Raw genomic sequence first — 12,576 nt, forward strand, 5'->3', positions numbered from 1 at the left:
TTTGTGCTTTATTTAGCAATTACTCGAATGGTTTCTTTTACTTGTTGCGCAACTTTACGCGCTTCGTACATGTTTTGGTTTACAATGGTTACGTGGCCCATTTTACGGAAAGGACGGGTTTCTCGTTTACCGTAAATATGCGGTGTAACTCCATCAATAGCCATAATTTGCTCAATGTTTTCGTAAACTACTTGGCCTGTATAACCTTCTTCACCTACTAAATTAACCATAATACCAGCAACTTTACTTTCGGTATTACCTAGCGGTAAATTTAAAATAGCACGAATGTGTTGTTCAAATTGTGAGGTATAACTTGCCTCAATTGAATAATGGCCCGAATTATGCGGACGTGGGGCAACCTCGTTTACCAAAATTTCATCGTTTTGCGTTTGAAACATTTCTACCGCCAATAAACCTACATGGTTGTATGCTTCTGAAACTTGTAAAGCAATTTCGCGTGCTTTGTTTGCAACTGCCTCATCAATACGTGCCGGACAAATTACATATTCTACTTGATTGGCTTCTGGATGAAACTCCATTTCTACCACCGGATATGTTTTAATTTCGCCAGATGCAGAACGTGCAACAATAACTGCTAATTCGTTTTTAAACGGAATCATGTTTTCTGCAATACATTCGGTTTCTGGTAACGCATCTAAATCTTCAATTTTGCGTACAACTTTTACTCCGTTGCCATCATATCCACCTTCGGTTGCTTTCCAAACAAATGGCATTGCAATGCTACCGTTTACAACTTCTGCTTTTAAAGCAAAAAGTGTTAAAAACCGTTGGTACGGCGCTGTTGGAATATTATGTTGGGTATAAAAATCTTTTTGATTGCCTTTGTTTGATATTAGGCGTAAGGTTTTTGGTGAAGGAAAAACTTTTTTACCTTCTTTTTCTAGCGTTTCTAACGCTTCAAGATTTACATTTTCGATTTCGATTGTTAAAACATCTACCTGATTTCCTAAATCTAAAACGGTTTGATAATCGTTTAACGAACCCTGAAAAAATTTTGTAGCTCCGTATTGCGAAGGTGCTTCTGCGCTTGGATCTAAAACATAGGTTTGAATATCGAATTTACGGGTTTCGGTTAGCATCATTTTACCTAATTGTCCGCCACCTAAAATTCCTAATTTAAAATCTGATGAAAAATAGTTCATGTTGTTGTGTTGTGTTTGTGCAAAGATAAAGTTTTAAATGAACTTATTGCTTGGCTTGTTTACGAATTTTATGCAGTATTTTTTTAGATCGGCTAATAAAAGATGGTTCTTGTAAGCTTACTTGTTGCTCTATAATGGCAACTAAATCAGTCGTAATCCAATCGGCTTGATCCCGTAATTCGTATAAAACAGTAATGCAGTTTACCCGTGTTGCAACTAATGAATTGGTAAGCAACCAATCAAAATGCATGGTTACCAATTGTTTTTTTTGTTGCTGGGTAAAAAAATCAGGATGTGTTGCAAGTAAATTTGCAAAAATACGGCTGTTGCATCGCTTACAAGTTTCTATTTTTAGTTGGGTTGCTAAGGTAATAAAAGCATTTAGCTCATCTTTTAAATAACTTGGATTTACATCTACCATATCATCTAAAATACAGGTAAATAAAACCTGATTTCGCGGGGTTGTTTGCGCTATGTAATTTATTAAAATTGAAGCGGTAATGTTTTGTTTTTTAATTATTTGTAATGCTTTTTGCCTACTTTTAATGCTTAGGTTAATTGATAAACTATTTAAGAATTGATGAACCTGCATGATGCTATTATTATAGTATTAAAATAAGTTATTCATTTTTAAAATAAAGAAAAAAATCGTAAATTTAACCTCTTTAAAAGAGAAATGTTTTTTACTTAAATAAATAATTCTTTATTAAAATTGTAAATTTCTACCTATGCAATTGTTATCTTTGTGTTTTAAAGATACTGGCAAATGGAAATTACAATACACGACAAAACTTTTGTGCCGTTTATAGATAGATATCAACTTGATAAAGCGGTGGCTAATATGGTAGCACAAATACAGCGTGATTATGTTGGGAGAACGCCATTATTTATAGGAGTTTTAAATGGTTCTATATTAGTGATGGCTGATATTTTAAAAAAATATCAAGGAAATTGCGAAGTAAGTTTCGTAAAATTATCCTCTTACCAAGGCACGCAATCTACAGAAACTGTAAAAAAATTAATAGGTTTACAAACCGAAATTTATAACCGAGATGTAATTGTTGTAGAAGATATTGTGGATACTGGAAATACTGTTGAAACAATTGAACAGCTTTTAAAAACGCATCAACCCAAATCGGTTAAATATGCAACGTTGTTTTTAAAACCCGAAGCATATCATGGTGCAATTCCTATAGATTATGTAGGTATTGAAATAGAAAACAAATTTATAGTTGGTTATGGTTTAGATTATGACGAATTAGGTCGTAACTTACCCGACGTGTATCAACTGAAGTAAAATTATACTAAACAACAACAGACAAAAATGATTAATATTGTATTATTTGGTAAGCCTGGAGCTGGTAAAGGTACTCAAGCTGAATTTTTAAGAGAAAAGTTTAATTTGGTACACATATCTACAGGTGATATTTTTAGATTTAATATTAAAAATGAAACTGAATTAGGTAAGCAAGCGCAGGTATATATCCACAAAGGAGATTTAGTACCAGATAGTTTAACAATACAAATGTTAGAAAGTGAAGTAAATAAAAATGCTGACGCAAGTGGTTTTTTATTTGACGGGTTTCCGCGTACCGAAGCACAAGCCGTTGCGTTAGATAACTTTTTAGCAACAAAAAACTGGCAAATTACAGCAACAATTGCTTTAGATGCAGACGATAATGTGTTAATTGAACGTATTTTAGAGCGCGGTAAAACATCGGGCAGAGCTGATGATCAGGACGAATCTAAAATTAGAAATCGTTATGAAGAATATAATGAAAAAACTGCTCCTTTAATTGATTTTTATAAGCAACAAAACAAGTTTTATTCTGTAAACGGAATAGGTACTATTGCCGAAGTTACTGAACGTTTAAGCGCAGTGATAGAAAAACTTTAGTTGATTTATTTTACATAATACTAAGGAACCTTATAATTTACACAATTATTCGGTTCCTTTTTTAGTTTATATTATTTCATGCAAAAAACAGTAGTTTTTTTGTAAATTTGTAGCTAAATTACGTTATAGCCGTGAAATGGAAACGGTTATTAAAAAATACAATTATGACAGAAGGAAATTTCGTAGATTACGTAAAAATATATGCTTCATCAGGTAAAGGTGGTAAAGGATCATCTCACTTACACCGTGAAAAATTTATTGATAAAGGTGGACCCGATGGGGGAGATGGTGGCCGTGGTGGACACGTAATTTTACGTGGTAACAAAAACCTTTGGACGCTTTTTCATTTAAAATTTACCAAACACGTTAAAGCTGGTCACGGTGGTGATGGGGGATCTGCACGTTCTACCGGAGCTGATGGCGAAGATAAATACTTAGAAGTTCCTTTAGGAACGGTTGTTAAAGATAAAGAAACTGAAGAGGTTTTGTTTGAAATAACAGAAGACGGTGAAGAAGTTGTTTTAGCGCGCGGAGGTAAAGGTGGATTAGGAAACTGGCATTTTAGAACCGCAACCAACCAAACACCGCGTTATGCACAACCGGGCTTATATGGTGAAGAATTTGATGTTATTTTAGAACTTAAAGTTTTAGCAGATGTTGGTTTAGTTGGTTTTCCAAACGCAGGTAAATCTACCTTATTATCTGTTTTAACATCAGCCAAACCAAAAATTGGCGATTATCCGTTTACAACCTTAAAACCAAACTTAGGAATTGTTGCGTATCGTGATTTTCAGTCGTTTGTAATTGCTGATATTCCTGGAATTATTGAAGGTGCTGCCGAAGGTAAAGGTTTAGGGCATTATTTTTTACGCCACATAGAACGAAATTCAACTTTATTATTCTTGATTCCTGCTGATGCAGAAGATATTATAAAAGAATATGAAATTTTGTTGGATGAATTACGTCGATACAATCCGGAAATGTTAGATAAAGACCGTTTGGTTGTTATTTCTAAATCGGATATGTTAGATGAAGAATTAATAGCTGAAATGAAGCCAGAATTGGATGCCGGTTTGCAAGGCGTTGATTATATGTTTATATCATCTGTTGCTGAACAAGGGCTTACAGAATTAAAAGATAAACTTTGGCAAATGCTTACCAAATAAAAAAATCTCCTTTTAGGAGATTTTTTTTATCGTCTGTGTTTCCAACGTTTATGTGTCCAAAAATAATAGCGCGGATCGGCTTTAATTTGTTCTTCAACAATGGCTAAAAATTTATTGGTAATATAATATTTAGGTACGTTTTGTGCATCATCAGTAATCTCTAAAAATTCGGCTTCGTAATACGCGTTTTACTTTACTAACTTTAGCATACAAAACGTTCATGTTTAATTCTACTGCTAGTTTTTCTGCCCCCATATGAATAGGTGTTTCAACACCTAAAAAGCTATGCCAGTAATTGTTTTTGTTAAGCTTTGGCGTTTGATCGCTAATAAACAAATAGGTTGCATGTATGCCTTTGTCTTGATTTTTTTTAATGGTGCCAGCTGTTTGCTTGGTATCAATTAAATGGGCATTAAATTTAGATCTTATTTTTCGGACTAACTTATCAAAATACGGATTGGCAATTTTTTTATAAATACCATATGCTTCGGTATCTAAATACAATCCTAAAACGCTCATCCATTCCCAGCTTGCGTAATGCGAGCACATTAAAACAATAGATTTTCCTTTCTTTTCATATTCCTTTACCAACTCAATGTTTTTAAACTGAAAACGATTTTCGATTTCTTGTTTAGATATGGTTAAGGTTTTAATCATTTCTAAAAACATATCACACATGTAATGGTAAAATGCTTTTTCTATTTGTAAAACTTGTTTGTCAGTATAAGTCGGGAAAGCTAATTTTATATTGCTGCGAACTGTTTTTTTACGATATCCAATAATTCTATAAACAAGTATATAGATAAAATCAGATAATAAATACAATAATGAAAAAGGTAATATGGAAATACACCATAAAAAGGCGTAAGTTATAATATATAGAAGGTATTTCATGCTTTGCTTAAATTTATACAAATATACTTGATTTGTTTTTTGTTACCGAAAAGCTTTAGTAAATTCGGAAAAAAATATTTTATGGAACAAACCATCCCTGTACTTTTGGTTTTAATTATTGTTACTTGTTTATTTAGTTGGAAAGGTTTTAACGATCCTAGCTTTTTTAATAAATACATGTTTCAGGTTGCTCGCGTAAAAGCAGGTGAACAATACCGCATGTTTACATCGGCTTTATTGCACGGAGATTTGATGCATTTGGCTTTTAATATGTACACCTTATATATGTTTGCACCTATTTTGGTTTATTACTTTGGTTCGATACAATTTTTAATCATTTACATATTTAGCGTAGCATCAGGTTCATTATTGGCTTATGCTATTAATAAAGATAATAATTATTACTCAGCTATTGGTGCTTCTGGTGGGGTAATGGGCATTATTTATAGTGCTATTTTAATTAACCCAGATATGGGCTTGTATTTCTTTTTTATTCCGATTCGAATTCCTGCTTTTGTTTTCGCAATTGGTTATCTGGCTTATTCGGTTTTTGGAGTTAAAAAAGCGATTGGAAATATTGGTCACGAAGCACATATTGGCGGTGCTTTAGGTGGAATTATTATTACAGGAGTTTTAAACTTTGGTTTAATTTTAAACAACCTTTTGCTTTTAGCTTTATTGCTATTACCTATTGTTATTTTGTTTGTGATGCACAAAAATGGAAAATTAAGATAATAAAAAAGCCGAAAACATTGTTTTCGGCTTTTTATTATAACAATCCTGCTCTTTTTAATAAAGCTTCTGGTTTAGGTTCTTGCCCTCTAAACTTTTTATACAATTCCATCGGATGTTCAGTTCCGCCTTTGCTTAAAATATTTTCTTTAAACTTGTTTGCAATTTCTTTATTAAAGATGCCATTTTGTTCAAAATAGTCAAATGCATCGGCATCTAAAACTTCTGCCCATTTGTACGAGTAATATCCTGATGAATATCCGCCGTTGAAAATGTGTGAAAAAGCTGTTGACATGGCATTTTCTGCTACATCCGGATAAAGTTTAGTACTTTCAAATTGTTCGTTTTCAAAAGTTTTTAAATCTGATATGTTTTCTGGATTTTGTCCGTGCCATCCCATATCTAATAAACCAAAGCTTAACTGACGTACGGTTGCCATGCCTTCTAAAAACGAAGCGCTTTCTTTTATTTTAGCTACCAATTCCATCGGAATTACTTCGCCGGTTTCGTAATGTTTGGCAAACAATTCTAAAGCTTCTTTTTCGTAACACCAATTTTCCATAATCTGACTTGGTAATTCTACAAAATCCCAAAAAACAGAAGTTCCAGAAAGGTTAGGATAAATTGTATTGGCTAACATACCGTGTAAAGCATGACCAAATTCATGAAACAAAGTTGTTACTTCATTAAAAGTAAGTAATGAAGGTTTAGTTGCTGTGGGTTTGGTAAAGTTACAAACAATAGAAACGTGCGGACGGTGGTTTTCTCCTTCTTTGATATATTGAGGTTTAAACGAGGTCATCCAAGCGCCGTTTCGTTTTCCTTTTCTCGGAAAGAAATCCGAATAAAAAATGGCTACTAAATTATTTTGTTCGTCTAAAACCTCGAACGTTTGCACATCTTCATGGTATTTTTCAATGGTATTAACTTCTTTAAAAGTTAAACTAAAAAGTTTTTTTGCCACATCAAAAGCACCTTGTTGTACACTTTCTAATTTAAAATACGGTTTTAAAACCTCGTCATCTAAATTAAATTTTTCTTGTTTTAATTTTTCAGAATAATACGGACCATCCCATTTTTCTAACGCGGTAATTCCGTCTAATTTTTGAGCATAAGCACTTAATTCTGCAAATTCTTTGTCGGCAGCAGGTTTTGCTTTTTGTAACAAATCATGTAAAAAAGTTTTTACTTGTTCTGGCGTTTGCGCCATGCGCTCTTCTAAAACAAAATTAGCATGGGTTTTGTAACCTAATAATTGCGCACGTTGATGTCTTAATTTTGCAATTTTTAAAACATTTTCGGTGTTGTTGTATTCGTTATCCTGAAATGCTTTTTTACCTGCAGCAACGGTAATTTCTTTTCTAAGTTCACGATTTTCAGCATACGTAACAAAAGGTAAATAGCTCGGATAATCTAAAGTAAAAATCCATCCCGTTTTGTTTTCTGCTTCAGCAATTTGTTTGGCAGCTTCAATAGCTCCTTCTGGTAAACCTTTTAAATCTTTTTCATCGGTTATATGCAATTGGTAAGCATGCGTTTCTGCCAAAACATTTTCTCCAAACTTTAAGGCTAAAACGGCCAATTCTGTATCTATAGCTCTTAAAGTTTCTTTTTGTTCGTTGTTTAAAAGTGCTCCGTTACGTGCAAAAATTTTGTATGTTTTTTCTAATAATGTTTTTTGTTCGGTTGTTAATTCCAAATTTGAAGCTTGGTCGTAAACCGTTTTTACACGATTAAAAAGTTCTGTGTTTAACGTAATATCGTTTGCAAGCTCAATTAATTTTGGCGCAATTTCTTGTGCATTTTTTTGCATTTCATCATTCGTTTCGGCCGAATGTAAATTGAAAAAGATGTTAGCAATACGATCTAGTTTCATTCCTGAAAATGCCATAGCTTCAATCGTATTCTTAAAGCTTGGGGTTTCTGAATTAGTTACTATCTGATTAATTTCTGCTTTTGCTTCTGCAATTGCCTGTGTAAAACTCGGAATGTAATCGGTAACCTGAATTTGAGCAAATGGAGCCGTATTATATGGAGTTTTAAAAGTTGTATCTAATATTGACATTTTAGTAAAGTTATTTTAATTGTAAATGATTTTTTTTGGCTATTATTTTATTTGATTCTGAACATTAGCAATTATTCTTGTTAAAATATGTTATTTAAAACCAAATAAATAATAAAGTATTAAATTTTAACATTTCATCATATTGATTTTGTCGGTTATTTATGTGCTTTTATCGAGTAATTATTTCCTAATAATTCGTTTTCCCTTTTATCCCCTTTAATTAATCATTACGATTAATTACCAAAAAGAACAAAAGCTCTATTTTTAATAGAGCTTTTTTCGTTTTATAGCAACGAACGTCTAAAAAAAACACCGATAACTAGTTATCGGTGTTTTTATATTATTTAGCTATGTTAACAGCTCTTGTTTCTCTAATAACCGTAATTTTTACTTGACCTGGGTATGTCATTTCGGTTTGAATTTTTTGCGAAATATCGAAAGATAAAGTTGCTACCATTTCGTCAGAAACTTTTTCACTTTCAACAATTACGCGTAATTCTCTACCTGCTTGAATCGCGTAAGCATTTTTAACACCATTAAAGCCGTAAGCAATGTTTTCTAGGTCATTTAAACGTTGAATGTACGAATCTAGTACCTGACGTCTTGCTCCCGGTCTTGCTCCTGAAATAGCATCACAAACCTGAATAATTGGTGAAATTAAAGATGTCATTTCAATTTCGTCGTGGTGCGCTCCAATTGCATTACAAACTTCTGCTTTTTCACCATATTTTTCTGCCCATTGCATACCTAAAATAGCGTGTGGTAAATCAGATTCTGTTTCTGGTACTTTACCTATATCGTGAAGTAAACCTGCACGTTTTGCCATTTTAACGTTTAAGCCAAGTTCTGCAGCCATAATACCACATAATTTAGCAACTTCGCGCGAGTGTTGTAATAAGTTTTGGCCGTATGATGAACGGTATTTCATTCTACCTACCGTTTTAATTAATTCTGGGTGTAAACCATGAATTCCTAATTCTATAACAGTACGCTTACCAACTTCAACAATTTCTTCTTCAATTTGTTTGGTTGTTTTAGAAACAACTTCTTCAATTCTTGCTGGGTGAATACGTCCGTCTGTTACTAATTTATGTAAAGCCAAACGCGCAATTTCACGACGAACCGGATCAAAACATGAAAGAATAATTGCCTCTGGTGTATCATCAACAATAATTTCAACCCCAGTTGCAGCTTCTAAAGCACGAATGTTACGACCTTCACGACCAATAATACGCCCTTTAACATCGTCAGATTCGATATTAAAAACAGAAACACAGTTTTCTACCGCTTCTTCTGTTCCAACTCGCTGAATGGTGTTAATAACAACTTTTTTAGCTTCTTGTTGCGCTGTTAATTTTGCCTCTTCAATCGTATCTTGAATGTACGACATAGCAGAAAGTTTAGCGTCAGCTTTTAAGTTTTCAATTAATTGTTCTTTAGCTTCATCTTGTGATAAGCCCGAAATAGCTTCAAGTTGTTCTACTTGGTGTTTGTGTAACTTTTCTATTTCTTTTTCTTTTTTGTCAATGTGCTCTAAACGATTTTCGTAATCTTCCATTTTTTTAGAAAGTTCATCGTTTAGTTTTTTTGACTTAGCCAACTCGTTAGAAACTTGAGCTTCTTTATCTCTAGTTCTTTTTTCGGCTTCAGCCATTTTTTTATCTTTTGCTAAAATCTCTTTTTCGTGTTCTGATTTTAGTTCTAAAAATTTTTCTTTTGCTTGAAACAATTTTTCTTTTCTAATAGATTCAGCTTCTGCTTTTGCATCTTTAAGAATTGAATTTGCCTCTGAATTTGCGTTTTTCAATAAAGAAGTTGCGGTATTTTTTTCTAAAAACTTTGCAAATCCGAAGCCAATTAGTAAGCAGATTACGGAACAGAAAATTATGATTAAAGTTGTACTCATGTTAATTGTTATATTAATGAAAAAAGCCCACATTAGTTGAATTGCATAAACTCGTGAAAGACAAGTTTTAGGCTAACTCGATGTTCTGGGATCCCGTGAGGGCATGCCATAGTACCGAAGATTCACCCATTTTAATTTGTTAGTGTTGAGTTTATCAAATTGAGAACTAATGCAGGCAGTATTTTTAGTCTTTTTTTGTAAGAACGTTTGGTGCAGATTATAATATCTGATCTAAATCTGAATTCATTTTTTTTAATAAGTTCAGTGTATTATTATAATCTTCGAAATTGGTTTGTACAGATTGTAAATCGCGTGTGGCAAGTTCTAAGGCGCACATAGCTAATAAATCTTGTTTGTCACGAACAGCAAAATTAGCTTCTAATTCTTTAAGCATTCCCTCAATTTTTTTTGCTGCTTTACGTACAGCTTCCTCCTGATCATAAGTAATTGTAAGCGGATAAATACGATCGGCAATTGAGATTTTTATTTTTAAAGTTTCAGGATTCATATGCTATTCAGACAGGTGTTCTATACAATAATCAATTTCTTTAATAATTGAATTTATTTTGAGCTTTGTTTCTCTTTTAAAATCGGCACTGCCTAAAAGACTATTAGCAATACGTAAAGATTCGTTTTGTTTTTGTAAGTTTTCTATTACTTCAATTTGTCTTAAAACTTCATCTTCACTTTGTTGAATTTCAGCAAGCAAACTTTCGTTTATTTCCTCTAAAGCTTTCATTTTACGTAAAAGCAAATTCAGCTTATATTGTACGGCAACGGTTACTTCTGATAATTCTGACATCTTACTAATTACCTTTACTATTACTACAAAGTTAATATTCCATTTTATATCTTACAATAGCTTTTGATAAAATTTATTAATATTTAGCCTTTTTTTTTAACATTTAAGCTTTATTTTTAGTTGTCAATTTTTTGTTTATACTATTTTGATAGAAAACTTGTTTTACTTTGATGCACTTACTTGCTGATTTTGAAGCGAAATTGATTAGTTTTAAAATATGATTAAATTTTGAATATGAAAAAATCCTTCTGTTTTATTATATCTGGCTTTTGTTTGGTTGGATTTGCTCAATCTAAACCCGTATATCCGCAAGATTATTTTTTAAGTCCTTTAAAAATTAGTACCGAAGCTTCAGGCACATTTGGCGAATTGCGTGGCAATCATTTTCATTCAGGATTTGATTTTAAAACCCAACAAAAAGAAGGGCAGGAGGTTGTTGCCGTTGCCGACGGATTTATTTCAAGAATTAAATACAGTGCTTTTGGTTATGGTAAAGCCATTTATGTTACGCATCCTAACGGATTTACAACCGTTTATGGCCATTTGCAAAAAGCCAATCCGGAAATAGAAAAATACGTAGCTGCGTATCAATATAAAAAACAAGCTTTTGAGGTTGAGTTATTTCCTAAAAAGGGAGAATTACCCGTAACTAAAGGCCAATTGTTAGCTTATTCTGGTAATACCGGCGGTTCTGGCGGGCCGCATTTGCATTTTGAATATCGTGATTCTGCCACCGAAGAAATTATTAATCCGTTGCATTTTGGCTTAGCTCAAACTTTAAAAGATACGCAAGCCCCGGTTTTAAAAAGTTTATGGGTTTATCCAATTGCCGATTCTAGCGTGGTTAATCAATCCAACCAAAAAGTAAATTTAGTTTTTAATAAACTAGCACCAAATAGTTTTATTTCTAATAAAGTTTTAGCTAACGGTGCAATTGGTTTTGCAATTAATAGCTACGATTTAATGAACGGGCATTTAAACCACAACGGCCTTTATAGAATAGAAATGTGGATAAACGGCAGTTTGCAATATCAGATAAGTTTTGACCGTTTTAATTTTGCCGAAACGCGTTATATAAATAGTTATATTGATTACGAACATAAAATGAAACGCAAAGAAACTTTACAAAAATTGTTTCGTGGCAATTCTTTTCCGTTATCGTTGTTAGCTGCTAATACGTTTTCTGGTGTTTTAAACGTGCAACCTAATGATAACTACAATGTAATTATAAAACTATTCGATTTTCATGATAATAAAACCGAAGTAACCATTCCGGTAGCATACAGCAATCAACCTGCAGTACATATTAAACCACAGGTAAAAACCGATTATTTGATTAAAGCCGATCGACAAAATATTTATCAACAAGAAAATGTTACCGTTACTGTTCCTAAAAATACATTTGTTGATGATTTTTATATGAATTTTGAAGTGAAAAATGGCGTGTTAAAACTGCACGAAGATGTGGTGCCGGGCTACCAAAACATGACCTTTGAATTTGATATTGAAAATACGCCGTTTGCTGCCGTTCCTGTTAAAAAACTTTTTATTGCAGAAACCAGCGGTAAAACGCCTAATTATTTGTCAACCAATGTAAAAGGCAATAAGCTTTATACACGAAATCGAAACTTAGGTACCTATCAGGTTGCTATTGATACCGTTGCACCAAAAATTTATGGATTAAATTTTAAAGATGGCGATAATTTAGATACAAAATCAATCATAAAAGTTAATATTGCTGATGAGCAATCGGGCATTCAATCGTACAACGGTTATTTAAATAATCAATGGATTTTGATGGAATACGATTACAAAACCAAATCGCTCGTTCATAATTTAAATGATAACGTTTATGTCAACGGTGAAAATGTTTTTAAAATTGAAGTTACCGATAAAGCAGCTAATAAAACGGTCTTAGAAGCCAAGTTTAACAAATCAAAAAACAATTAAA

Annotated in this window: 13 protein-coding genes and 1 other RNA gene; 5 read left to right on the forward strand and 9 right to left on the reverse strand. The window is 32.7% G+C overall.

Annotated elements, in window-relative coordinates; all coding sequences use genetic code 11:
• Positions 1-8: 8 nt before the first annotated feature.
• Together K5I29_RS01070 and K5I29_RS01075 are read right to left on the reverse strand one after the other, a co-directional pair.
• The gene (locus K5I29_RS01070; protein WP_264434025.1) at positions 9-1,163 is read right to left on the reverse strand and encodes a 5-(carboxyamino)imidazole ribonucleotide synthase; all 1,155 of its coding nucleotides are present in this window, start codon (positions 1,161-1,163) and stop codon (positions 9-11) included.
• Between the two features lie 43 nt (positions 1,164-1,206).
• On the reverse strand, positions 1,207-1,755 hold the full coding sequence (locus K5I29_RS01075; RefSeq protein ID WP_264434026.1) for a hypothetical protein: 549 nt from the start codon (positions 1,753-1,755) through the stop codon (positions 1,207-1,209).
• Positions 1,756-1,929: 174 nt separating this feature from the next.
• On the opposite strand from K5I29_RS01075, the gene hpt reads away from it, so the two are divergent.
• The 3 genes from hpt to obgE all read left to right on the forward strand — a co-directional run bounded on the left by hpt (position 1,930) and on the right by obgE (position 4,226).
• A complete protein-coding gene (gene hpt / locus K5I29_RS01080) occupies positions 1,930-2,460 on the forward strand; it encodes a hypoxanthine phosphoribosyltransferase (protein ID WP_264434027.1) in 531 nt (176 codons plus the stop codon).
• A gap of 27 nt (positions 2,461-2,487) precedes the next feature.
• Positions 2,488-3,060: an adenylate kinase gene (locus K5I29_RS01085; protein WP_264434028.1), complete on the forward strand. Its 573-nt coding sequence runs from the start codon at positions 2,488-2,490 to the stop codon at positions 3,058-3,060.
• A gap of 164 nt (positions 3,061-3,224) precedes the next feature.
• A complete protein-coding gene (gene obgE / locus K5I29_RS01090; RefSeq protein WP_264434029.1) occupies positions 3,225-4,226 on the forward strand; it encodes a GTPase ObgE in 1,002 nt (333 codons plus the stop codon).
• A 26-nt stretch (positions 4,227-4,252) separates the two neighbouring features.
• Here the strand turns inward: obgE and K5I29_RS13375 are convergent, their stop codons facing one another.
• On the reverse strand, positions 4,253-4,384 hold the full coding sequence (locus tag K5I29_RS13375; RefSeq protein ID WP_317134308.1) for an LpxL/LpxP family acyltransferase: 132 nt from the start codon (positions 4,382-4,384) through the stop codon (positions 4,253-4,255).
• A complete protein-coding gene (locus K5I29_RS01095) occupies positions 4,377-5,120 on the reverse strand; it encodes a lysophospholipid acyltransferase family protein (protein WP_317134288.1) in 744 nt (247 codons plus the stop codon). Before K5I29_RS01095 ends, K5I29_RS13375 begins: the two co-directional genes overlap by 8 nt.
• 81 nt (positions 5,121-5,201) lie before the next feature.
• Here K5I29_RS01095 and K5I29_RS01100 point away from each other — a divergent pair, with 81 nt between their 5' ends.
• A complete protein-coding gene (locus K5I29_RS01100) occupies positions 5,202-5,855 on the forward strand; it encodes a rhomboid family intramembrane serine protease (RefSeq protein WP_264434030.1) in 654 nt (217 codons plus the stop codon).
• Positions 5,856-5,889: 34 nt separating this feature from the next.
• Here K5I29_RS01100 and K5I29_RS01105 read toward each other — a convergent pair whose 3' ends face one another.
• The 5 genes from K5I29_RS01105 to K5I29_RS01125 all read right to left on the reverse strand — a co-directional run bounded on the left by K5I29_RS01105 (position 5,890) and on the right by K5I29_RS01125 (position 10,625).
• A complete protein-coding gene (locus tag K5I29_RS01105) occupies positions 5,890-7,917 on the reverse strand; it encodes a M3 family metallopeptidase (protein ID WP_264434031.1) in 2,028 nt (675 codons plus the stop codon).
• Between the two features lie 340 nt (positions 7,918-8,257).
• Positions 8,258-9,823 carry a ribonuclease Y gene (rny, locus tag K5I29_RS01110; RefSeq protein ID WP_264434032.1) on the reverse strand — a complete coding sequence of 522 codons (1,566 nt, stop codon included), beginning with the start codon at positions 9,821-9,823 and terminating at the stop codon, positions 8,258-8,260.
• A gap of 47 nt (positions 9,824-9,870) precedes the next feature.
• A non-coding RNA gene (ssrS, locus tag K5I29_RS01115) (6S RNA) lies at positions 9,871-9,974 on the reverse strand.
• A gap of 66 nt (positions 9,975-10,040) precedes the next feature.
• Positions 10,041-10,331 carry a cell division protein ZapA gene (locus K5I29_RS01120; RefSeq protein ID WP_264434033.1) on the reverse strand — a complete coding sequence of 97 codons (291 nt, stop codon included), beginning with the start codon at positions 10,329-10,331 and terminating at the stop codon, positions 10,041-10,043.
• A 3-nt stretch (positions 10,332-10,334) separates the two neighbouring features.
• On the reverse strand, positions 10,335-10,625 hold the full coding sequence (locus K5I29_RS01125) for a hypothetical protein (protein ID WP_264434034.1): 291 nt from the start codon (positions 10,623-10,625) through the stop codon (positions 10,335-10,337).
• Between the two features lie 234 nt (positions 10,626-10,859).
• Here K5I29_RS01125 and K5I29_RS13380 point away from each other — a divergent pair, with 234 nt between their 5' ends.
• On the forward strand, positions 10,860-12,575 hold the full coding sequence (locus K5I29_RS13380; protein ID WP_317134289.1) for a M23 family metallopeptidase: 1,716 nt from the start codon (positions 10,860-10,862) through the stop codon (positions 12,573-12,575).
• Position 12,576: the final 1 nt, after the last annotated feature.

This window comes from Flavobacterium agricola (assembly GCF_025919725.1).
Taxonomy (GTDB): Bacteria; Bacteroidota; Bacteroidia; order Flavobacteriales; family Flavobacteriaceae; genus Flavobacterium; species Flavobacterium agricola.

Excerpts from the sequence above, each read along its gene's own strand:
- K5I29_RS01070 (WP_264434025.1), bottom strand. The coding sequence starts at position 1,163 with ATGAACTATTTTTCATCAGATTTTAAATTAGGAATTTTAGGTGGCGGA.
- K5I29_RS01075 (WP_264434026.1), bottom strand. The coding sequence starts at position 1,755 with ATGCAGGTTCATCAATTCTTAAATAGTTTATCAATTAACCTAAGCATT.
- hpt (WP_264434027.1), top strand. The coding sequence starts at position 1,930 with ATGGAAATTACAATACACGACAAAACTTTTGTGCCGTTTATAGATAGA.
- K5I29_RS01085 (WP_264434028.1), top strand. The coding sequence starts at position 2,488 with ATGATTAATATTGTATTATTTGGTAAGCCTGGAGCTGGTAAAGGTACT.
- obgE (WP_264434029.1), top strand. The coding sequence starts at position 3,225 with ATGACAGAAGGAAATTTCGTAGATTACGTAAAAATATATGCTTCATCA.
- K5I29_RS01095 (WP_317134288.1), bottom strand. The coding sequence starts at position 5,120 with ATGAAATACCTTCTATATATTATAACTTACGCCTTTTTATGGTGTATT.
- K5I29_RS01100 (WP_264434030.1), top strand. The coding sequence starts at position 5,202 with ATGGAACAAACCATCCCTGTACTTTTGGTTTTAATTATTGTTACTTGT.
- K5I29_RS01105 (WP_264434031.1), bottom strand. The coding sequence starts at position 7,917 with ATGTCAATATTAGATACAACTTTTAAAACTCCATATAATACGGCTCCA.
- rny (WP_264434032.1), bottom strand. The coding sequence starts at position 9,823 with ATGAGTACAACTTTAATCATAATTTTCTGTTCCGTAATCTGCTTACTA.
- K5I29_RS01120 (WP_264434033.1), bottom strand. The coding sequence starts at position 10,331 with ATGAATCCTGAAACTTTAAAAATAAAAATCTCAATTGCCGATCGTATT.
- K5I29_RS01125 (WP_264434034.1), bottom strand. The coding sequence starts at position 10,625 with ATGTCAGAATTATCAGAAGTAACCGTTGCCGTACAATATAAGCTGAAT.
- K5I29_RS13380 (WP_317134289.1), top strand. The coding sequence starts at position 10,860 with ATGAAAAAATCCTTCTGTTTTATTATATCTGGCTTTTGTTTGGTTGGA.